This is a genomic window from Serratia sp. X10, from assembly GCF_017811775.1.
Lineage (GTDB): Bacteria > Pseudomonadota > Gammaproteobacteria > Enterobacterales > Enterobacteriaceae > Serratia > Serratia ureilytica.
Map to the genome: position 1 here is coordinate 78208 of NZ_JAEIOH010000007.1, position 20323 is coordinate 98530.

The 20323-nt window shown below is 60.7% G+C and carries 17 protein-coding genes; 9 read left to right on the forward strand and 8 right to left on the reverse strand.

The window, feature by feature from the left end:
• Entirely contained in the window at window positions 1-402 is a 402-nt protein-coding gene (gene zapG, locus J9788_RS20105; RefSeq protein WP_004937074.1) for a Z-ring associated protein ZapG, read from the reverse strand.
• A 231-nt stretch (window positions 403-633) separates the two neighbouring features.
• Between zapG and zapE the strand changes: the two genes are divergently transcribed.
• The 5 genes from zapE (at window position 634) to sspB (ending at window position 4348) form a co-directional block, all read left to right on the forward strand.
• Entirely contained in the window at window positions 634-1761 is a 1128-nt protein-coding gene (gene zapE, locus J9788_RS20110) for a cell division protein ZapE (protein WP_046897244.1), read from the forward strand.
• A 275-nt stretch (window positions 1762-2036) separates the two neighbouring features.
• Window positions 2037-2465: a 50S ribosomal protein L13 gene (gene rplM, locus J9788_RS20115; RefSeq protein WP_004937079.1), complete on the forward strand. Its 429-nt coding sequence runs from the start codon at window positions 2037-2039 to the stop codon at window positions 2463-2465.
• Between the two features lie 15 nt (window positions 2466-2480).
• The gene (rpsI, locus tag J9788_RS20120; RefSeq protein ID WP_004937080.1) at window positions 2481-2873 is read left to right on the forward strand and encodes a 30S ribosomal protein S9; all 393 of its coding nucleotides are present in this window, start codon (window positions 2481-2483) and stop codon (window positions 2871-2873) included.
• 327 nt (window positions 2874-3200) lie between these two features.
• Entirely contained in the window at window positions 3201-3842 is a 642-nt protein-coding gene (gene sspA / locus J9788_RS20125; protein WP_004937082.1) for a stringent starvation protein SspA, read from the forward strand.
• 5 nt (window positions 3843-3847) lie between these two features.
• The gene (gene sspB / locus J9788_RS20130; RefSeq protein ID WP_025304365.1) at window positions 3848-4348 is read left to right on the forward strand and encodes a ClpXP protease specificity-enhancing factor; all 501 of its coding nucleotides are present in this window, start codon (window positions 3848-3850) and stop codon (window positions 4346-4348) included.
• Between the two features lie 99 nt (window positions 4349-4447).
• Here sspB and J9788_RS20135 read toward each other — a convergent pair whose 3' ends face one another.
• The 3 genes from J9788_RS20135 to gltB form a co-directional block, all read right to left on the reverse strand.
• Window positions 4448-4927: a hypothetical protein gene (locus J9788_RS20135; protein WP_182265460.1), complete on the reverse strand. Its 480-nt coding sequence runs from the start codon at window positions 4925-4927 to the stop codon at window positions 4448-4450.
• Between the two features lie 164 nt (window positions 4928-5091).
• Window positions 5092-6510: a glutamate synthase small subunit gene (locus J9788_RS20140; protein WP_182265459.1), complete on the reverse strand. Its 1419-nt coding sequence runs from the start codon at window positions 6508-6510 to the stop codon at window positions 5092-5094.
• A 14-nt stretch (window positions 6511-6524) separates the two neighbouring features.
• Window positions 6525-10985 carry a glutamate synthase large subunit gene (gene gltB / locus J9788_RS20145; protein ID WP_046897247.1) on the reverse strand — a complete coding sequence of 1487 codons (4461 nt, stop codon included), beginning with the start codon at window positions 10983-10985 and terminating at the stop codon, window positions 6525-6527.
• A 691-nt stretch (window positions 10986-11676) separates the two neighbouring features.
• On the opposite strand from gltB, the gene J9788_RS20150 reads away from it, so the two are divergent.
• The 4 genes from J9788_RS20150 to mtgA all read left to right on the forward strand — a co-directional run bounded on the left by J9788_RS20150 (window position 11677) and on the right by mtgA (window position 16666).
• Complete coding sequence (locus J9788_RS20150) at window positions 11677-12615, forward strand: TIGR01212 family radical SAM protein (RefSeq protein ID WP_182265458.1); 939 nt, start codon at window positions 11677-11679, stop codon at window positions 12613-12615.
• A gap of 92 nt (window positions 12616-12707) precedes the next feature.
• On the forward strand, window positions 12708-15047 hold the full coding sequence (arcB, locus tag J9788_RS20155) for an aerobic respiration two-component sensor histidine kinase ArcB (protein WP_182265457.1): 2340 nt from the start codon (window positions 12708-12710) through the stop codon (window positions 15045-15047).
• 237 nt (window positions 15048-15284) lie between these two features.
• Window positions 15285-15938, forward strand: coding sequence for an isoprenoid biosynthesis glyoxalase ElbB (gene elbB, locus J9788_RS20160; protein ID WP_033644510.1), 654 nt, complete (start codon window positions 15285-15287; stop codon window positions 15936-15938).
• Window positions 15935-16666, forward strand: coding sequence for a monofunctional biosynthetic peptidoglycan transglycosylase (gene mtgA / locus J9788_RS20165; RefSeq protein WP_046897250.1), 732 nt, complete (start codon window positions 15935-15937; stop codon window positions 16664-16666). The genes elbB and mtgA overlap by 4 nt, the downstream gene beginning before the upstream one ends.
• A 39-nt stretch (window positions 16667-16705) precedes the next feature.
• Here mtgA and dolP read toward each other — a convergent pair whose 3' ends face one another.
• Genes dolP through J9788_RS20185 form a run of 4 tightly spaced genes read right to left on the reverse strand, consistent with a single transcriptional unit; the run spans window position 16706 to window position 20322 of the window.
• Window positions 16706-17281, reverse strand: a complete 576-nt coding sequence (gene dolP / locus J9788_RS20170) for a division/outer membrane stress-associated lipid-binding lipoprotein (RefSeq protein WP_021505102.1) — start codon at window positions 17279-17281, stop codon at window positions 16706-16708.
• A gap of 9 nt (window positions 17282-17290) precedes the next feature.
• The gene (diaA, locus tag J9788_RS20175; protein ID WP_004937103.1) at window positions 17291-17881 is read right to left on the reverse strand and encodes a DnaA initiator-associating protein DiaA; all 591 of its coding nucleotides are present in this window, start codon (window positions 17879-17881) and stop codon (window positions 17291-17293) included.
• A 51-nt stretch (window positions 17882-17932) separates the two neighbouring features.
• Window positions 17933-18286, reverse strand: a complete 354-nt coding sequence (locus tag J9788_RS20180) for a YraN family protein (RefSeq protein WP_152665198.1) — start codon at window positions 18284-18286, stop codon at window positions 17933-17935.
• The gene (locus J9788_RS20185; RefSeq protein ID WP_182265456.1) at window positions 18283-20322 is read right to left on the reverse strand and encodes a penicillin-binding protein activator; all 2040 of its coding nucleotides are present in this window, start codon (window positions 20320-20322) and stop codon (window positions 18283-18285) included. Before J9788_RS20185 ends, J9788_RS20180 begins: the two co-directional genes overlap by 4 nt.
• Window position 20323: the final 1 nt, after the last annotated feature.

The following is a 20323-nucleotide window of genomic DNA, read 5'->3' on the forward strand; positions in this document are numbered from 1 at the left end:
TCAGTCGCGGCGCGCGCTTTGCCCGCGCAGCAGGCCGGAGGCGCCTTCCGAATAGTCGCGCGGCATTTCCACCGGCGCTTGATCGTTGTCTGCTTCCGCTTCGGTCAGGCGATAGCGGAACGGATTTTCCTGCATCGGCAGATCCGGCAGCAGGTTGTTCGAGCTTTTCGCCATGTGTTGATACAGCTGACGATAATCGCGCGCCATGTTGTCCAGCAGCTCGGCGCTGCGGGCAAAGTGGCCGACCAGCTCCTGACGGTACTCTTCCAGCTCGGTTTTGCTCTTGTCCAGCTCGTTCTGCAGGACTTGTTGTTGACGTAATTTACGGTTGCCAAAACGCATCGCCACCGCACCAATCACGATACCGACGACCAAACCAATCAGCGCATACTCCCAGGTCATGATGACTCCTATTTTGACTTCGTTGTTCCGCAGGGATTTTTCACTTAATAATATCCACTATAACCGTTAACCTTGTCCGAGTGGAATCCTGATGCGCTTCCACCTAATTTTTACAGGGTTTTCAGCGGCGCCCGCAGCGGGCATTTGTGGCGATAACGGTGCGAATCGGCATCAACTTGCCGCCAACGTTGGCTAAATAATTTCTAAGCGTTCTTAGGGAACATCGAACAGATGCAGGCACTATCACCGTTATCTCGCTACCAGCAGGCGCTGGATGCGGGGGAATATCAGGCCGATGAGGTTCAACGCCGGGCCGTCACTCAACTGGATCGCATTTATCAGGCTCTGTTGCAAAAGCCGGCGGCGAGCGCGCCTGCCGGCGGGCTGCGCGGCAAGCTCAGCCGCTTGCTGGGCAAAGGCGGCGACGCGGCGCCGCAGCGCCCGGTGCAGGGGCTGTATATGTGGGGCGGCGTCGGGCGCGGCAAAACCTGGTTGATGGATATGTTCTTCCACAGTTTGCCGGGCGATCGCAAAATGCGTCTGCACTTCCACCGCTTCATGCTGCGGGTGCATGAAGAGCTGACCGAGCTGCAGGGGCGGGAAAACCCGCTGGAAATCGTCGCCGACGGCTTTAAGGCTGAGACCGACGTGCTGTGTTTCGACGAATTCTTCGTGTCCGACATCACCGACGCCATGCTGCTGGCCACGCTGCTGCAGGCGCTGTTCGCGCGCGGCATCACGCTGGTGGCCACGTCGAATATCCCGCCGGACGATCTGTACCGCAACGGTCTGCAGCGGGCGCGTTTCCTGCCGGCCATCGATCTGATCAACGAGTACTGCGACGTGATGAACGTCGACGCCGGCATCGACTATCGTCTGCGTACCCTGACCCAGGCGCATCTCTACCTGACGCCGCTGAACGACCAGACGCGCGAGACGCTGGATCGGATGTTCGTCAAGCTGGCGGGCAAGGCGGGGGAGGACGCGCCGGTGCTGCAGATCAACCATCGGCCGCTGCAGGCGATCCGTTCGGTGGACGGCGTGCTGGCGGTGGATTTCCACACGCTGTGCGAAGAGGCGCGCAGCCAACTGGACTACATCGCGTTGTCGCGGCTGTATCACAGCGTGATCCTGTATAATGTGCGGGTGATGGGGCCGCTGAAAGAGAATACCGCGCGCCGTTTCCTGGCGTTGGTGGACGAATTCTACGAGCGGCACATCAAGCTGGTGATCGGCGCCGAAGCGTCGATGTTCGAGATCTATCAGGGGGTGCAGCTGAAATTTGAATTCCAGCGCTGCCTGTCGCGCCTGCAGGAAATGCAGAGCGAAGAGTACCTCAAGCTGCCGCATTTGCCCTGAGTCTGCCGGGCTTGCCGCCGCCGTATCGCCGGTTGTCCGCCGCCGGCGATAAATTTATTTTCCATTCAAAAACCGTTCGATCTTTGTGAGCGACTTCTCTATAATCTTGCGACCCCACGTTACAACAAAGTTTTTTTTCCCAAAAACTTTATAGTGCCGGCAATGGCTATTCGAAGGGGTAGGTTTGCTGGACTTGTATGGTCGTGTGAGCCTCAACTGTTTTCGAGCGTTTGGGTGTTCACCAACGTGTAACTAATTATTGGGTAAGCTTTCTAATGAAAACTTTTACAGCTAAACCAGAAACCGTAAAACGCGACTGGTACGTTGTTGATGCAGATGGTAAAACTTTAGGCCGTCTCGCTACTGAACTGGCTCGTCGCCTGCGCGGCAAGCATAAAGCGGAATACACCCCGCACGTGGATACCGGTGATTACATCATCGTTCTGAACGCTGACAAAGTTGCTGTAACCGGCAACAAGCGTACAGACAAAGTGTACTACCACCACACCGGCCACATCGGTGGTATCAAGCAAGCGACCTTTGAAGAGATGATTGCCCGCCGTCCTGAGCGCGTGATTGAAATCGCGGTTAAAGGCATGCTGCCAAAGGGCCCGCTGGGTCGTGCTATGTTCCGTAAACTGAAAGTTTACGCGGGCACCGAGCACAATCACGCGGCACAGCAACCGCAAGTTCTGGACATTTAATCGGGATTAATGGCAATGGCTGAAAATCAATACTACGGCACTGGTCGCCGCAAAAGCTCCGCCGCTCGCGTCTTCATCAAGCCGGGCAACGGTAACATCGTTATCAACCAGCGCAGCCTGGAACAGTACTTCGGTCGCGAAACTGCCCGCATGGTAGTTCGTCAGCCGCTGGAACTGGTCGACATGGTTGGCAAACTGGATCTGTACATCACCGTTAAAGGTGGTGGTATCTCCGGTCAAGCTGGCGCTATCCGTCACGGTATCACCCGTGCACTGATGGAGTACGATGAGACTCTGCGTTCTGAACTGCGTAAAGCTGGCTTCGTCACCCGTGACGCTCGTCAGGTTGAACGTAAGAAAGTCGGTCTGCGTAAAGCACGTCGTCGTCCGCAGTTCTCCAAGCGTTAATTTCCGCTGCTTCGGCAGTGCGATTTACGCAAAAAACCCGGTGCCTCACCGGGTTTTTTTATGCCTGAAATCCGCCGTCCCCGACTAAAATCTGTGGCATATCAGACAATTCAACATGAATTCGCCGCAGCGCCCCCACAAAACAAGCAAAATCTGGTAAACTATCATCCACTTTTGCGCCTGTTCGCCGTGCAGTTGACCTCCTGGGCCGGTTTTTTTATGGGTTCGGGTCCGCGCTGCGTGCTGCCGGCCTGCGGCAAGATTATTCAGGATAGCAGCCTGTCAGTTGGCTATTCGCAGTATTTTCTAGATAACTTGGAGGTTTTCATGGCTGTCGCTGCCAACAAACGTTCGGTAATGACGCTGTTCTCTGGCCCGACCGACATTTTTAGCCATCAAGTACGCATCGTACTGGCGGAGAAAGGTGTCAGCGTCGAGATCGAGCAGGTCGAAATGGATAACCTGCCGCAAGATCTGATTGACCTCAACCCTTACCAGACGGTGCCTACGCTGGTCGATCGCGAACTGACCCTGTATGAATCCCGCATCATCATGGAATACCTGGATGAGCGCTTCCCGCACCCGCCGCTGATGCCGGTTTACCCGGTTGCCCGTGGTGAGAGCCGTCTGATGATGCTGCGCATCGAGAAGAACTGGTACTCGCTGATGGACAAGATCGAGAAGAGCAGCGGTCAGGAAGCGGAATCCGCCCGCCGCCAGCTGCGTGAAGAGCTGCTGGCGATCGCGCCTATCTTCGGCCAGGCGCCGTATTTCATGAGCGAAGAGTTCAGCCTGGTGGATTGCTACCTGGCGCCGCTGTTGTGGCGTCTGCCGCAGCTGGGCATCGAGTTGAGCGGCGCCGGCTCCAAAGAGCTGAAAGGCTACATGACCCGCGTCTTCGAACGTGACGCTTTCCTGGCTTCCCTGACCGAAGCCGAGCGTGAAATGCGCCTGCAAACCCGGGGCTAAGCGCGATGGACATGTCTCAGATGACGCCGCGTCGCCCGTATCTGCTGCGGGCGTTCTACGACTGGCTGCTGGATAACCAGCTGACGCCGCACCTGGTGGTCGATGTGACTCGCCCTGATGTTCAGGTGCCGATGGAGTTCGCGCGCGATGGCCAGATCGTGTTGAATATCGCGCCGCGCGCGGTAGGCAACCTGGCGTTGGGCAACGAAGACGTGCAGTTCAACGCGCGCTTCGGCGGCGTGCCGCGCCAGGTTTCGGTGCCGATGGCCGCCGTGCTGGCGATTTATGCGCGTGAGAACGGCGCCGGCACGATGTTTGAACCGGAAGCCGCCTACGACGAAAGCGAAGGCGTGTTCGAAGGTTTGGACAATGAGACGATCCCTTCGGAAACGTTGATGTCGGTCATCGACGGCGATCGTCCGGATACCGCGGAAGATGACGGCCCGGACGATGAACCGCCGCAGCCGCCGCGCGGTGGCCGCCCGGCGCTGCGCGTGGTGAAATAAGCCTGCGTGAACAAACGAAAAAGCACCCCGTGGGGTGCTTTTTTTTTGGTTCATCACGCTAAAACGCGATGAACCTTTTTTTTGCCCGGCAGAAGCGGGTCAGCCTTTCAGGGCGGCAATGCAGGCATCGCGCGGCGCGCTGAGATCGCCTACGCGCACGGTGGACAGCGCGCGGGCCGCGCGCTCACGGAAGCTGGTGATGGCGGTGTCGCCTTGCACTTCCGGTGGCGCGGTGCAGATGTCATTGAGCGGCAGATCGTTGCCTTGGTTGAGTGCCTGCAATACCGCCGCCGGGTTGTAGATCAGGGCCGCGGAGAGGGCAGATTTAATGCCGGCGGTAAATCCGGCATTGCCGCCGCTGGCCAGCTTGGGCGCCAGGGCAATCCAGTTGTCGTCCCCCAACCGGATGCTGTTTTCCACGGCGCTGAACTGCCCGGCCTTGCCCAACTGCGCCACGACCGGCCGCGCGCCGCGCGCTTCGATATTGTAACCGACCTCCTGCGAATCCAGCGCCATGGCTGAGGCGCTGAAACTGACGGCCAGCAGTGCGCCGGCCAACAGGGAAATGGAGCATTTCATGTTCGCTATCCTTATCTCGGTGTCAGGCGCAGCCGCGCCCTGCAATGGTGCTAACTCAATACTATAGCGCGTTGAGGCTGTGAGGAGGGGGGAGGTTGTTACAAAGCGTGGCCGGTTAAAACAAAGGCCCGGCAATGTGCCGGGCCTTTGGCGGTACGGAAGGTTTACACTTCCAGGTAGTTCATGATGCCGTCTGCCGCTTTGCGGCCTTCGGCGATCGCCGTCACCACCAGGTCGGAGCCGCGGACCGCGTCGCCACCGGCGAAGATTTTCGGGTTGCTGGTCTGGAACGCGTTGTCGCTGCCTTCCGGCGCCACGATGCGGCCCTGTTTATCGAGCTGCACGTCGTGCGCCGCCAGCCAGTCCATGCGGTGTGGGCGGAAGCCGAACGCCATCACCACCGCGTCGGCGTCGATCACGTGCTCGGAACCCGGCACCTGCTCCGCCGCCTGGCGGCCGTTGACATCCGGCGCACCCAACTGAGTACGCACCATTTTCACCCCGGCCACGCGGCCGGCGCTGTTCAGTTCGATGCTCAGCGGCTGCAGGTTGAACTGGAAGTCCACCCCTTCTTCCCGGGCGTTCTTCACTTCGCGCTTGGAACCCGGCATGTTGGCCTCGTCGCGGCGGTAGGCGCAGGTGACCTGCGTCGCGCCCTGACGCACCGAGGTGCGCACGCAGTCCATGGCGGTATCGCCGCCGCCCAGCACCACCACCCGTTTGCCTTCCATGCTGACATAAGGCTCGTGCTGCTCGGTTTCATACCCCATCAACTGCTTGGTGTTGGCGATCAGGAACGGCAGCGCGTCGTACACGCCCTGCGCATCCTCATTCTCCAGCCCGCCACGCATCGATTGATAGGTGCCGACGCCGAGGAACACCGCATCGTACTCGCTCAGCAAAGTCTCCATGCTGACGTCTTTGCCCACTTCGGTATTCAACTGGAACTCGATGCCCATCTCGCTGAAGATGCCGCGGCGTTTGACCATCACTTCCTTTTCCAGCTTGAAGGCCGGGATGCCGAAGGTCAGCAGGCCGCCGATCTCAGGATGACGATCATACACCACCGCCTTGACGCCGTTGCGGGTCAGCACGTCAGCGCAGGCCAGCCCGGCGGGGCCGGCACCGACGATCGCCACGCGCTTGCCGGTCGGCTGCACGTGCGACATGTCCGGCTTCCAGCCCATTTCGATGGCCTTATCGCTGATGTAACGCTCGATATTGCCGATGGTGACCGCGCCGAACTCGTCGTTCAGGGTGCAAGATCCTTCGCACAGGCGATCTTGCGGGCATACGCGGCCGCACACCTCCGGCAGGCTGTTAGTCTGATGCGCCAGGTCCGCCGCTTCCATGATGCGGCCTTCGTTGGCCAGCTTCAGCCAGTTCGGGATGTAGTTGTGCACCGGGCACTTCCACTCGCAATACGGGTTGCCGCAGGACAGACAGCGGTCCGCCTGGGCTTTGGCCTGGGTTTCCGAAAACGGTTCGTAGATCTCGACGAACTCGATTTTGCGGATCTTCAGCGGTTTCTTTGGCGGATCAACACGCTGCAGGTCGATAAATTGATAAACGTTCTGACTCATTAATGACCTACCTCTTACTGCGCCTGCACCCGCAGCTCAGCTGCGGAACGGCTACGGTGACCCAACAGCGCTTTGACATCGCTGGACTTCGGTTTGACCAGGGCGAACTTCGGCGCCCACTCCGGCCAGTTGGCCAGGATCTCTTCCGCGCGGGAAGAGCCGGTCGCCTGCACGTGTTCGGTGATCAGGCCGCGCAGATGTTCCTCATGGATCGCCAACTGATCGACATCCAGCACTTCCACCAGCTCCGGGTTCACGCGCTTGCGGAACTCGCCGTCTTCGTCCAGCACGTAGGCGAAACCGCCGGTCATGCCGGCGCCGAAGTTGATGCCGGTTTTACCCAGCACGCAGACGATGCCGCCGGTCATGTATTCGCAGCCGTTGTCGCCGATGCCTTCCACCACGGTGATGGCGCCGGAGTTGCGCACCGCGAAACGCTCGCCCGCGCGGCCGGCGGCGAACAGTTTGCCGCCGGTGGCGCCGTACAGGCAGGTGTTGCCGACGATGCTGGCTTCATGGCTGCGGAAGGCGGAGCCGATCGGCGGACGCACCGCGATGCTGCCGCCGGCCATGCCTTTGCCGACATAGTCGTTGGCGTCGCCGGTCAGGGTCAGCTCGACGCCGCCGGCGTTCCAGACGCCGAAGCTCTGCCCGGCGGTGCCGGAGAAGTGCGCCTTGATCGGATCGGCCGCCATGCCCTGATCGCCGTGCACGTTGGCGATAGCGCCGGACAGCATGGCGCCTACGGAGCGGTCGGTGTTGCGAATGTCGAAGTAGAAGGTTTTACCCTGCTTCGCTTCGATGTGCGGCTGCGCCTGCGCCAGCAGCTCTTTGTTCAGCAGGCCCTTGTCGAACGCCGGGTTGCTGCTTTCGGTGCAGTACACTGCTTTGCCCGGATGCGGCGTGGCGGTTTTCAGCAGCGGCGACAGATCCAGCTTGTTCTGCTTGGCGGAGATGCCGTCCAGCTCGGTCAGGAAGTCGGTGCGGCCGATCAGATCCACCAGTTGGCTCACGCCCAGTTGCGCCATGATCTCGCGGGTTTCTCGCGCGATAAACTGGAAGTAATTCGTCACGCGTTCCGGCAGGCCGTGGTAGTGATCGCGGCGCAGCTTGTCGTCCTGAGTCGCGACGCCGGTCGCGCAGTTGTTGAGGTGGCAGATGCGCAGGTATTTGCAGCCCAGCGCCACCATCGGCCCGGTGCCGAAGCCGAAGCTTTCCGCGCCCAGGATCGCCGCTTTGACGATGTCCACGCCGGTTTTCAGGCCGCCGTCCACCTGCAGGCGGATCTTGTGGCGCAGACCGTTGGCCACCAGCGCCTGCTGGGTTTCCACCAGGCCCAGTTCCCATGGGCAGCCGGCATATTTCACCGAGGACAGCGGGCTGGCGCCGGTGCCGCCGTCGTAACCGGCGATGGTGATCAGATCGGCATAGGCTTTCGCCACGCCGGTGGCGATGGTGCCGACGCCCGGCTCGGACACCAGTTTCACCGAGATCACCGCCTTCGGGTTGACCTGCTTCAGATCGAAGATCAGCTGCGCCAGATCTTCGATCGAATAGATGTCGTGGTGCGGCGGCGGGGAGATCAGCGTCACGCCCGGCACCGAGTAACGCAGTCTGGCGATGTACGGGGTGACTTTGTCGCCCGGCAGCTGGCCGCCTTCGCCCGGCTTGGCGCCTTGCGCCACTTTAATCTGGATCACGTCGGCGTTCACCAGGTAGGCCGGTGTTACGCCGAAGCGTCCGGAGGCCACCTGTTTGATGCGCGACACCTTGTTGGTGCGGTAGCGCGCCGGATCTTCGCCGCCTTCGCCGGAGTTGGAGAAGCCGCCGAGGCCGTTCATGGCGATCGCCAGCGATTCGTGCGCTTCCGGGCTCAGCGCGCCGATCGACATCGCCGCCGTGTCGAAGCGTTTGAACAGCGATTCCGCCGGTTCGACCTGATCGACCGGAATCGGTTCGCCTTTCGGCGTGATGGCCAGCAGATCGCGCAGCATGGCGACCGGCCGCTCGTTCACCAGCTTGGCGTAAGCCTGATAGTCGCTATACTCGCCGCTGTGCACCGCTTTTTGCAGCGAGTTCACCACGTCCGGGTTGTAGGCGTGGTATTCGCCGCCGTGCACGAACTTCAGCAGGCCGCCTTGCTCCAGCGGTTTGCGTTTCAGCCAGGCGCGCTTGGAAAGGTTCTGCAGATCCTGCTGGAAATCGCTGAAGCTGGCGCCGCCGATGCGGCTGACCACGCCCTGGAAGCACAGATCCGCCAGATCGCGGTGCAGGCCGACAGCTTCGAACAGCTTGGAGCAGCGGTAAGAGGCGATGGTCGAAATGCCCATCTTGGACATGATCTTGTACAGGCCTTTGTTGATGCCGTTGCGGTAGTTCAGCATCACGTCGCGGTATTTCTTGTCGATCGCCTGGCTGTCCACCAACTTGGCCAGGGTTTCATAGGCCAGATACGGATAGATGGCGGTCGCGCCGAAGCCGAGCAGCACGGCGAAGTGGTGCGGATCGCGGGCGCTGGCGGTTTCAACGATCAGGTTGGCGTCGCAGCGCAGGCTTTTCTCCACCAGACGGGTTTGCACGGCGCCGACCGCCATCGGGGCCGGCACCGGCAGGCGGCCGGGCGCGATGGCGCGGTCGGACAGCACCAACAGCACCGCACCTTCACGCACCTTGCGTTCCGCTTCGTCGCACAGGGCGCGAATGGTCTGCTCCAGATCCTGCTGCTGCGGATCGAAGGTCAGATCGAGCGTCTCGGCGCGATAGTATTCGCCTTCCAGCGTGGTGAGCTGTTTGAAATCGGAGTACAGCAGGATCGGCGATTTGAAGCTCAGGCGGTGCGCCTGGCCTTCGGCTTCGCAGAACACGTTCATTTCGCGGCCGATGCTGGTGGCCAGCGACATGACATGCGCTTCACGCAGCGGATCGATCGGCGGATTGGTGACCTGCGCGAACTGCTGGCGGAAATAGTCGTAAACGATGCGCGGCCGGCTGGAGAGCACGGCGAACGGGGTATCGTCGCCCATCGAACCGGTGGCTTCCTGGCCAATTTCGCCCAGCACGCGGATCACCTGATCCAGCTCTTCACTACTGTAGCCGAACTGTTTCTGATAGGTTTCGAGCTGCGCGTCGTCGAGCTCGCGGCTGCCGACCTGATCGTCCGGCAGATCTTCGAACGGCACCAGGCGTTTGACGTTTTTCTCCATCCACTCTTTATACGGGTGGCGGCTTTTCAGATCGTTGTCGGTTTCCGCCGAGTGCAGGATGCGGCCGCTGCGGGTGTCGATCACCATCAGCTCGCCGGGGCCGACGCGGCCTTTTTCCACCACTTCATCCGGCTGGTAATCCCAGATGCCGACTTCGGAGGCGCAGGTGATCAGCTTGTCTTTGGTGATCACGTAGCGCGCCGGGCGCAGGCCGTTGCGATCGAGGTTACAGGCGGCGTAGCGGCCGTCGGACATCACGATGCCGGCCGGGCCGTCCCACGGCTCCATGTGCATCGAGTTGAAGTCGAAGAAGGCGCGCAGATCGCCGTCCATGTCCGGGTTGTTCTGCCAGGCTGGCGGCACCAGCAGGCGCATGGCGCGGATGAGATCCATCCCGCCCGCCAGCAGCAGCTCCAGCATGTTGTCCAGCGAACTGGAGTCGGAGCCGGTTTCGTTGACGAACGGCGCGGCGGCCTGCAGATCCGGGATCAGCGGCGTTTGGAATTTATAGGTGCGGGCGCGCGCCCACTGGCGGTTGCCGGTGATGGTGTTGATTTCGCCGTTGTGCGCCAGGTAGCGGAACGGCTGCGCCAGCGGCCAGCGCGGCACGGTGTTGGTGGAGAAGCGCTGGTGGAACAGGCAAATGGCCGACTCCAGGCGCAGATCCGCCAGATCGAGATAGAAGCGCGGCAGATCCGCAGGCATGCACAGGCCTTTATAGATCGTCACCAGGTTAGAGAAGCTGCAGACGTAGAAACTGTCGTCCTGCACGCGTTTCTCGATGCGGCGACGCGCTACGAACAGGCGGCGCTCCATATCGCGCGGGCGCCAGCCGGCCGGGGCGTTAACGAAGATTTGCTCGATGCGCGGCAGGGAGGAGAGGGCGATTTCACCCAGTACGTCCGGGTTGGTCGGCACTTCGCGCCAGCCGACGATCGACAGCGTTTCGTTTTGCAGCTCTTCTTCCACGATGCGGCGGCTGAGGCGCGCTTCCTCTTCATTCTGGCTGAGGAACATCATGCCGACGGCGTAGTTCTTGGCCAAACGCCAGCCGCGCTCTTCCGCCACCATGCGGAAGAAGCGATCGGGTTTTTGCAGCAACAGGCCGCAGCCGTCGCCGGTCTTGCCGTCGGCGAGGATCGCGCCGCGGTGCTGCATGCGGGCCAGCGCGTGAATGGCGGTGCGCACCACCTTGTGGCTAGGTTCGCCTTCTATATGGGCGATCAGGCCGAAACCACAGTTGTCCCTCTCTTGGGATTTATCGTACAACATATCGTGAACCTCCCCAGGCTCTGCGTGACTCTCACAACCTACTGCGAGGGGGCTTCCCAATTTCAGGCAGAAGTCCAATCAGCAAGTTAACCCCGCCAATCTGCTTTTCCGCCCTCCATCAATGGCCTCTCGTGACGGTCTCACAAGTGGTATAGGACTTGTTTTAAGAGGGAGTCTTCAATTACTGCATAAATATGACGAGACGTTTGCCCGTCCAGAAAGCTTCCAGCGGACTTCCAACTTAGCGAGAAAGAATTCGCAGGTCAAATGTGGGCTTAAGATAGATTCTTATCGAATTGATGATGTTTATTTATTTGAAAAATAAGTATTTTAATGCATTTTTGCACTATCGTGGGGCAACGCCGATCCCCGCAGAAGTGTGAGCTGTCTCACTATAGTGCAACCCCTTAATCTCTGCACCATGCTAGTGCGGGGGGTAATGCCAGAGTTTTATTCTATAAGATATTGCTTATCTGATGTTTATGACTATTTTTCACCGTGTTGTCATATTGCCGTTAACGGTTGCGTGACGATTAGAATAATTCATCAGAATTAGAGTGAATTGATTTGCGTTTATGATGAATAGTTATGCCTGGTGGCGCCTTGCGGGGAAAGCGTTGATCTCTGTCATCGCGGGAAAAACCGTTTCTTATTAGCATCGCGGCTTTGAACACAGAGAAGCACCAAGATTATGCAGTTGCCGCAATTAGTCAATATGTTTGGCGCGGATCTCCAGCGCCGCTATGGCGAAAAGATCCATAAACTCACGCTGCACGGCGGATTCAGCTGCCCTAACCGCGACGGCACGTTGGGGCGCGGCGGCTGTACGTTCTGCAATGTCGCCTCGTTCGCCGATGAAGCGATGCAACGCCAGAGCATCGCCGAACAGCTGGCGCAGCAGGCCGCGCGGGCCGATCGGGCGCGGCGCTATCTGGCCTATTTCCAGGCCTATACCAGCACCTATGCGGAGGTTGAACGGCTGGAGACGATGTATCGGCAGGCGTTGGCGCAGAGCGCCATGGTCGGCCTGTGCGTCGGCACCCGGCCGGACTGCGTGCCGCCCGCAGCGCTGGATCTGCTGACGGGATACCGCGAGCAAGGCTATGAAGTGTGGCTGGAACTGGGGCTGCAGACGGCGCACGATAAAACGCTAAAGCGCATCAACCGCGGCCATGATTTTCGCTGTTATCAGCAGACTGCGCGGCTGGCCCGGCAGCGCGGGCTGAAGGTGTGCTGCCATCTGATCGTCGGGCTGCCGGGAGAAACTCAGCGCGATCATCTGCTCACGCTGCAGCGGGTGACGGAGACCGGCGTGGATGGCATCAAACTGCATCCGCTGCACGTTGTTACCGGCAGTACCCTGGCGCGGGCGTGGCAGGCCGGGCGGTTGCCCGAACTGGCGCTGGAAGCTTACGCCGTCAGCGCCGGGGAGATGATCCGCCATACGCCGGGCGAGGTGGTGTACCACCGTCTTTCCGCCAGCGCCCGTCGGCCGACGCTGCTGGCGCCGCTGTGGTGCGAAAATCGCTGGAGCGGCATGCAGGCGGTCGGCGCTTATCTGCAGCAATACGGCGGGCAGGGCAGCGCGCTGGATGAAAAGCGGCGCTACCGCCCCGGAATGCCGCTCTGAAGTGCAATCTTTGCCACACTTCGGCGTTTGCCGCCTTATCTCATCGCGGTTTTACGGTATGATTCAAAAGATTGTGTCTGATGGGAGCCGCTATGAAGCAAATCCGGGTGTTGGCCCAGTACTACGTTGATTTAATGGTGAAACTGGGGTTGGTGCGCTTCTCGCTGCTGCTGGCCTCGGCGCTGGTGGTGCTGGCGATGGTGGTGCAGATGGCGGTGACCATGCTGCTGCGCGGCGAAGTGGAAAGCATCGACGTGGTGCGTTCAATCTTCTTCGGCCTGTTGATCACCCCGTGGGCGGTCTACTTTCTCTCAGTGGTGGTGGAACAGTTGGAAGAGTCGCGCCAACGGCTGGCGCGGCTGGTGGACAAACTGGAAGAGATGCGCCACCGCGATCTGGAGCTTAATCAGCAGCTCAAAGACAATATCAGCCAGCTGAATCAGGAGATCGCCGACCGTATCAAAGCGGAAGAAGAGCGCCTGCAGGTGATGGAAAAGCTGACGGAAGAGATGGAACAGCGCGAGCAGGCGCAGATTGAGCTGGGCCAGCAATCGGCGCTGCTGCGCTCCTTCCTCGATGCCTCGCCGGATCTGGTCTACTACCGCAACGAAGACAAAGAGTTTTCCGGCTGCAACCGCGCGATGGAGCTGCTGACCGGCAAGAGCGAGAAACAGCTGATCGGCCTGACGCCGTTCGACGTCTACGGCAAGGAGATCGCCGAAAAGGTCATTGAGACCGACGAGAAGGTGTTCCGCCACAACGTTTCGCTGACCTACGAACAATGGTTGGTGTATCCCGACGGCCGCAAAGCCTGTTTCGAGCTGCGCAAGGTGCCGTTTTACGACCGGGTGGGCAAACGCCACGGGCTGATGGGCTTCGGCCGCGATATTACCGAGCGTAAGCGCTACCAGGACGCGCTGGAGAACGCCAGCAGGGAGAAGACCACCTTTATCTCCACGATCAGCCACGAGCTGCGTACGCCGCTTAACGGCATCGTCGGCCTGAGCCGCATTTTGCTTGATACCGAGCTGAACGACGAGCAACTGAAATACCTGAAGACCATTCACGTCAGCGCCATCACCCTCGGCAATATCTTCAACGACATTATCGAAATGGACAAGCTCGAGCGGCGCAAGGTGCAGCTCGACAACCAGCCGGTGGACTTCACCGGTTTCCTGGCGGATCTGGAGAACCTCTCGGGCCTGCTGGCGCAGCCGAAAGGGCTGCAGTTCATCATGGAGCCGCAGACGCCGCTGCCGCAGCAGATCGTGACCGACGGCACGCGCCTGCGGCAGATCTTGTGGAACCTGATCGGCAACGCGGTGAAATTTACCCAACAGGGGCAAATTGTGGTGCGCGTGCGGCGCGAGGCGCAGGAGAAGCTGGTGTTCGAAGTGGAAGACTCGGGCATGGGCATCCCGCAGGACGAGCAGGACAAGATCTTCGCCATGTATTACCAGGTGAAAGATCAGCGCGGCGGCCGCCCGGCCACCGGAACCGGCATCGGGCTGGCGGTCTCCAAACGGCTGGCGCAGAGCATGGGCGGCGACATTACCGTGCGCAGCGAACAAGGGCACGGTTCTTGCTTCACGTTGACCATCAAGGCGCCGGCGGTGCAGGAAGCCGTCAGCGCGGCGCCGGAGGAAGAGGAGCTGCCGTTGCCGGCGCTGCACATCCTGCTGGTGGAAGATATCGAACTGAACGTGATCGTGGCGCGCTCGGTGCTGGAGAAGCTGGGCAACAGCGTCGAGGTGGCGATGAACGGCCACGACGCGCTGGCGATGTTCGATCCGGACGAGTTCGATCTGGTGCTGCTGGACATCCAACTGCCGGACATGACCGGGCTGGATATCGCCCGGGCGCTGCGCGAGCGTTACGCCGGACAGGCGCTGCCGCCGTTGGTGGCCCTGACCGCCAACGTGCTGAAAGACAAAAAAGAGTATCTCGAGGCGGGCATGGACGATGTGCTGAGCAAGCCGCTGTCGGTGCCGGCGCTGACCAAGGTCATCAAACACTATTGGGATCATCAACCTTCTCACACTTCTAAGAAAACGGAGCACAAGGCGATGCAGATTAATGAGTCGTTACTCGATACCGCGATGCTGGAGCAGTACATGGACCTGGTTGGCCCGCAGTTGATCCATCAAAGTCTGGAGATGTTCGAACAGATGATGCCGGGTTATCTGGCGGTGCTGGATTCCAACATGACGGCGCGCGATCAGAAAGGCATCACCGAGGAAGGGCACAAGATCAAGGGCGCCGCCGGTTCGGTCGGCCTGCGTCACCTGCAGCAGTTGGCGCAACAGATTCAAACGCCGACGCTGCCGGCCTGGTGGGATAACGTGCAGGACTGGGTAGATGAGCTAAAGCAAGAGTGGCGCAACGACGTGCAGGTACTGCGGGCTTGGGTAGAGAACGCTGAAAAAAAATGACCCCGACGTGAGCCGGGGTGCGCGAATATTGCGCCAACACCAGGGAAATTGTGAACCTGCGTATTGGTTTCAGTGTTCTGGTCGAGCAGGTTGTAGCGAATTCCTAAACATCATACAGCCAACAACATAGCAAATGTAAGCGCTCTTGTTAGAAGATTCATTAAAATGTGTGATGTAGATTAGTGTTTGTCAACTCCGAGCACGAACCAGTTGACAGCAGCGACAGGAGAAAGAGTGATGAAAAAGGTGGGTGTAGTCCTCAGCGGCAGCGGCGTTTATGACGGTACGGAGATCCATGAAGCGGTGCTGACGCTGCTGGCGCTGGACCGTGCCGGCGCGCAGGCGGTGTGTTTTGCGCCGGATAAACCGCAACGCCATGTTATTAATCACTTATCTGGTGAGGAGATGGCGGAGTCGCGCAACGTCCTGATTGAATCGGCGCGCATTGCCCGCGGCGCAGTGCAGCCGTTGGCGCTGGCGGAGGCCGCGCAGCTGGATGCGCTGATCGTGCCCGGCGGTTTTGGCGCCGCCAAGAATCTCAGCAATTTCGCCGAGGCCGGCGCGGAATGTTGGGTCGATGAAGCGTTGGCGCGTCTGACGCGCGAGATGCATAAGGCCAACAAACCAATTGGCCTGATGTGCATCGCACCGGCGCTGTTGCCGAAGCTGCTCGATCAACAAGCGCGGCTGACCATTGGCAACGATCCCGACCTGGGAGAAGTGATTGACGCCATGGGCGGCGAGCCGGTGATTTGTCCGGTGGACGACATCGTGGTGGACAGCGAGCACAAGATCGTGACCACGCCAGCTTATATGCTGGCGCCGTCGATCGCGCAGGCGGCCGTCGGCATCGATAAACTGGTGGCGCGGGTGCTGGAACTGGCTGAATGAGCAAATCGGTCGGCGGATGGCGGCGGCTGCGTCCGTGGTATTGGCTGAAACGCGGCGTCATCGCGATTATCGGCCTGTGGGTGTTGGGCATTGTGGCCTTCGCCTTCCTGCCGGTGCCGTTTTCCGCCGTGATGGTGGAGCGGCAGGTCAGCGCCTGGCTGAGCGGCGACTTCGGCTACGTCGCCCATTCGGACTGGGTGTCGATGGACGACATTTCGCCGCAGATGGCGCTGGCGGTGATGGCGGCGGAAGATCAGAAGTTTCCAGACCATTGGGGCTTCGATGTGGCGGCCATTGAAAAGGCGCTCAGCCACAACGAGAAGCGCCCGACGCGCATTCGCGGCGCGTCCACGCTGTCGCAGCAGACCGCCAAGAACCTTTTTCTGTGGGATGGCCGCAGTTGGCTGCGCAAAGGGTTGGAGGCCGGGCTGACGTCGGGCATCGAGCTGGTGTGGACCAAGCGGCGTATTCTGACGGTGTATCTGAACATCGTGGAGTTCGGCGATGGGGTGTTCGGTGTGGAAGAGGCTTCACAGCGCTTTTTCCATAAGCCGGCCAAGCGCCTGACCGCGGCCGAAGCGGCGCTGCTGGCGGCGGTATTGCCGAATCCGCACCGCTTCAGGGCCGATGCGCCGTCCGGCTATGTGGTGCAGCGTCAACAGTGGATCATGCGCCAAATGCGGCAGCTGGGCGGGGAAACGTTTTTACGCGAGAACAAGCTGGATTAAGCGGGCGGGAACGGCACGGCGCCGCTCCCGCCAGGCGGATTACTTCACATAGGTAAAGGCGGTGGTGACGTGTTTCACGCCGCTGACCTGGCTGGCGATCTGCGCCGCCGACTGCCCTTCCTGCTGTGTGACCAGGCCCAGCAAGAACACTTCACCGTTTTCGGTGGTGACTTTCACGTTGGACGATTTCACCGTATCGCTGGTGAGCAGCTGCGAACGCACCTTGGTGGTGATCCAGGTGTCGGAGGACGCGGTGCTCAGGCTGACCGGCGTGCCCTGGCGGATTTCGTTATACACTTCGGTGGTGCCTTCCACGCCCATGGCGATCTGCTTGGCGCGCGCGGTGAGATCGGCGTTAGGCGACTGGCCGGTCAACAGCACCTTGCCCTGATAGGCGGTGGCGACCACCCGGGCCTCTTTCTTCAACTGCTGGTCTTTGCTCAGGGCGCTTTCTACCCTGGCTTCCAGCGTGCCGTCATCCACCTGGGTCCCTACGCTGCGCGGGTCGGTGGCGGTTTTGGTGGCGACGGCCGCACTGCCGACGACGACGCCGGCGATACAGCCTTGCAACAGCAGGGCGCTGGACAGCACTGCAAATGTGGCTTTTAGCTTCATCTCAGTTCCTTAATCGTCCTGGTGGGGGAATAACGTATTGTCTATCAGGTCGCACAGGCAGTTTACGGTAAGCATATGCATTTCCTGAATGCGCGAACTGCGGTGCGACGGGATGCGGATCTCGACATCCTGTTGGCCGAGCAACCCGGCCAGTTCGCCGCCGTCGTAGCCGGTGAGCGCGACGATGGTCATGTCGCGCGTGACGGCCGCTTCGACTGCTTTCACAATATCACGGCTGTTGCCGCGGGTGGAAATCGCCAGCAGCACGTCGCCGGTGTGCCCGAGCGCGCGCACCTGCTTGGCGTACACTTCGTCGTGCAGGCGATCGTTGCTGATCGCCGTCAGCACCACGTTGTCGGCGTTGAGGGCGATGGCCGGCAGGCTGGGGCGCTCGGTTTCAAAACGGTTGATCATGCTGGCGGCGAAGTGCTGCGCGTTGGCCGCCGAGGTGCCGTTGCCGCAGCACAGGATTTTGTTGCCGTTGAGTAAGGATTGAACCAGCGTCATCGCAGCGCGGGAGATGGCGTCAGGCAACGCTTCCGCCGCCGCGATCTGGGTTTGGATGCTTTCGGTAAAACAGACTTTAATTCTATCCAGCACGTTGTATTAATCCACTAAGTCAAAGGGCCGGTCTGCGCCGCAAAACCCCGATTAATCCGCATTGAAGGCGTTGGGTATCCATTCTAACTGGCTACCGGTAATGGCCAAAACATCAAAACGGCAAGATGATGTGTCAAAACTGGCTCCGCGTCCCGCCAGCCAGACGGCGGCGGCGTGCAGCAACCGCTGCTGTTTGCGAGAGGTGACGCTGGCGGCCGCGCCGCCGAAAGCGTCGTTGCGGCGGTAGCGCACTTCGACGAACACCCAAGTGGCGCCGTCGCGCATGATGAGGTCGAGCTCACCGCCGCGCACTGCGACGTTGGCGGCGCAGAAGGTGAGCCCGGCGCGTTCCAGATGACGGCGGGCCAGTAACTCATAGCCCGCCCCTGAGGCGCGTGGGTTCAAGAGACCGGCACGACCGTACCCTGACGGTATTGCAGCCAAGGCAGTTTGCGGTTGATCACGCAGTTCGGCGACGCGCTCAGCGTACCGGTGGTGCCGGAAACCTGGAAGCCCGGCAGCTGGCGCATTTCAGCAAAATGGTTGGCCAATGTCCAGGCATCCATCCCCATCGCATACAGGCGCACCAGCGAGTAATCGTTGCGGAAACGCGCGCTGGCCTGCTGCAGCAGCTGAGGGTTTGAGCCCGCCAGCAGAGGGATATCGCTGAACTGCAGACCTTCCATTTCCAGACGGAAGTCCGGGCCGGCGCCGGCCTGGTAGCTGCGCGAGCTGGCGTACATCGCCGGTTTGCCGCGCGAGCTGGTGGCCATGTCGATCATCGGTTTGATCAGCGTCAGCTGGGACTGGGTAGCGACGATATACACCGCGTCAACGCTGCCGCCGGTAGCGGCGGGCACGTCGCTCGGCGGCGCCGGAATGGTCAGCCCGGCGATGGTCACGCTCTGCGGCGCCGGGGCGCTCGACATCGGCGTGCCGGTCATGCGGATGCCGCCGCTGTTCACCATCTGGCGCAGTTCACCGGCGGAGCCGATGTCCTGACGCAGCACGGTTTGCCCGCCTTGCTTCTGCCATTCCTGGTTAAAGGCCTTGGCGACGCGATCGCCGAAGGCGCCGCGCGGCACCAGCAGCAGCGGTTGACGCTTCTGTTGTTCCCAGATGTGGCGGGCGGCGTCGCGCGCTTCATCTTCCGGCGACAGAGCGAAGTAACAGATGTTCAGATTGTCCTTCGGCGTCTCGGGCTGGTTGAGCGCCAGCACGTTCAGCGTGGTGGTGCTGGCGGACAGCTGATCGACGTTCTCTTTCAGCAGCGGCCCGACCACCAGAGTGGCGCCATCCTGCTGCGCCTGGCTCAGCAAGGCGGCCAGCGGCTGGCTGGTGGTGTCGTACACTTTGACCTGCGCATTAGCGGCCTGCAGCGGCGTTATCGGCGCACTGGACGGCGCAGCGGGTTGCGCGGCGGTCACGGCCGGCTGGCTCTCTTGCGCCGAAGGGCTGACCGCGCCGTTGGCGTTGATGTCACCGGCAGCGGCTTGATCGGCCGGCGCCGTTTGGGCCGGCGCGCCGGCTGGTTGCGCGGTTTGAGGCTGCGGCGCCGGCATGGAACCGCCGTTTTTCGCCGCTTCGAACCCTTGCTGGATGGCGTCAGCGAACACTTTCGCCTGGCCGTTCAACGGCAGCAGCAGGGCGATTTTCGAGGTGGAGGCCTGGGTGAAGTTCAGCACCTGATTCAGGCGAGCCGGCAGCGTTTTGGCCGCCGGGTTCTTCGGATAACGGTTCTGCCAGTCTTTGATGCCGGCCTTCAGCAGATCGGGATCCTGCTTGTTGTCCTGATAGACACGCAGCAGATCCAGCCAGCCTTGCAGCACGTTCTCGTCGGCGTTGATCACCAAGCTGTTCATCTCCTGCGGCGTCAGCTGCAGCAGGACCTGCCAGGTTTGATCCAGATTGTCCTGGTGCGCCTTGCCGGTCAGCAGCGGCTCCTGGGCGATATAGGCGCGGATCAGCGGCAGCGATGCTTTGCCCTGATTGGCGGCGATCTGCGCCTGGTAGTAACGCACCTTCTGATTCGGCGACAGCGCACTGCTGTCCAGGTGGCCCAGCGTGCTGCGGGCGCTGACGTAGCTCTTGTTGGCGATCTGCAGTTCGGCGGTCAGCAACTGGCGTTCGGTCTGCTGCGCGCCGCTGAGGTTTTTCGGCAGCTGATTCAACTGGTCGCCGGCCTGCGGCAGTTTTCCTTCACGCAGCAAGGCGCGAATAGCAAGTAATTGCCAGTCAGCCTTGTTATCATCGCTGCTTTGCTGCAACTGCTGCAGGTAGTAATCGGAGCTGGCGCTCGCTTCGTCCTGTATATTGGCGGGCGGCGTTTGCGGGGCCCGACTCGGACAGCCTGCCAGGAAAAGGGCGGCCGCGATGACTGCGGTCAGTCGGACAGGCTTGGAACGCCCTGCTTTGGTACGAACGAATGTTGAGGAAAGCATA

Coding starts and splice junctions, on each gene's coding strand:
- zapG (WP_004937074.1), bottom strand. CDS start 402: ATGACCTGGGAGTATGCGCTGATTGGTTTGGTCGTCGGTATCGTGATT.
- zapE (WP_046897244.1), top strand. CDS start 634: ATGCAGGCACTATCACCGTTATCTCGCTACCAGCAGGCGCTGGATGCG.
- rplM (WP_004937079.1), top strand. CDS start 2,037: ATGAAAACTTTTACAGCTAAACCAGAAACCGTAAAACGCGACTGGTAC.
- rpsI (WP_004937080.1), top strand. CDS start 2,481: ATGGCTGAAAATCAATACTACGGCACTGGTCGCCGCAAAAGCTCCGCC.
- sspA (WP_004937082.1), top strand. CDS start 3,201: ATGGCTGTCGCTGCCAACAAACGTTCGGTAATGACGCTGTTCTCTGGC.
- sspB (WP_025304365.1), top strand. CDS start 3,848: ATGGACATGTCTCAGATGACGCCGCGTCGCCCGTATCTGCTGCGGGCG.
- J9788_RS20135 (WP_182265460.1), bottom strand. CDS start 4,927: ATGAAATGCTCCATTTCCCTGTTGGCCGGCGCACTGCTGGCCGTCAGT.
- J9788_RS20140 (WP_182265459.1), bottom strand. CDS start 6,510: ATGAGTCAGAACGTTTATCAATTTATCGACCTGCAGCGTGTTGATCCG.
- gltB (WP_046897247.1), bottom strand. CDS start 10,985: ATGTTGTACGATAAATCCCAAGAGAGGGACAACTGTGGTTTCGGCCTG.
- J9788_RS20150 (WP_182265458.1), top strand. CDS start 11,677: ATGCAGTTGCCGCAATTAGTCAATATGTTTGGCGCGGATCTCCAGCGC.
- arcB (WP_182265457.1), top strand. CDS start 12,708: ATGAAGCAAATCCGGGTGTTGGCCCAGTACTACGTTGATTTAATGGTG.
- elbB (WP_033644510.1), top strand. CDS start 15,285: ATGAAAAAGGTGGGTGTAGTCCTCAGCGGCAGCGGCGTTTATGACGGT.
- mtgA (WP_046897250.1), top strand. CDS start 15,935: ATGAGCAAATCGGTCGGCGGATGGCGGCGGCTGCGTCCGTGGTATTGG.
- dolP (WP_021505102.1), bottom strand. CDS start 17,281: ATGAAGCTAAAAGCCACATTTGCAGTGCTGTCCAGCGCCCTGCTGTTG.
- J9788_RS20185 (WP_182265456.1), bottom strand. CDS start 20,322: ATGCTTTCCTCAACATTCGTTCGTACCAAAGCAGGGCGTTCCAAGCCT.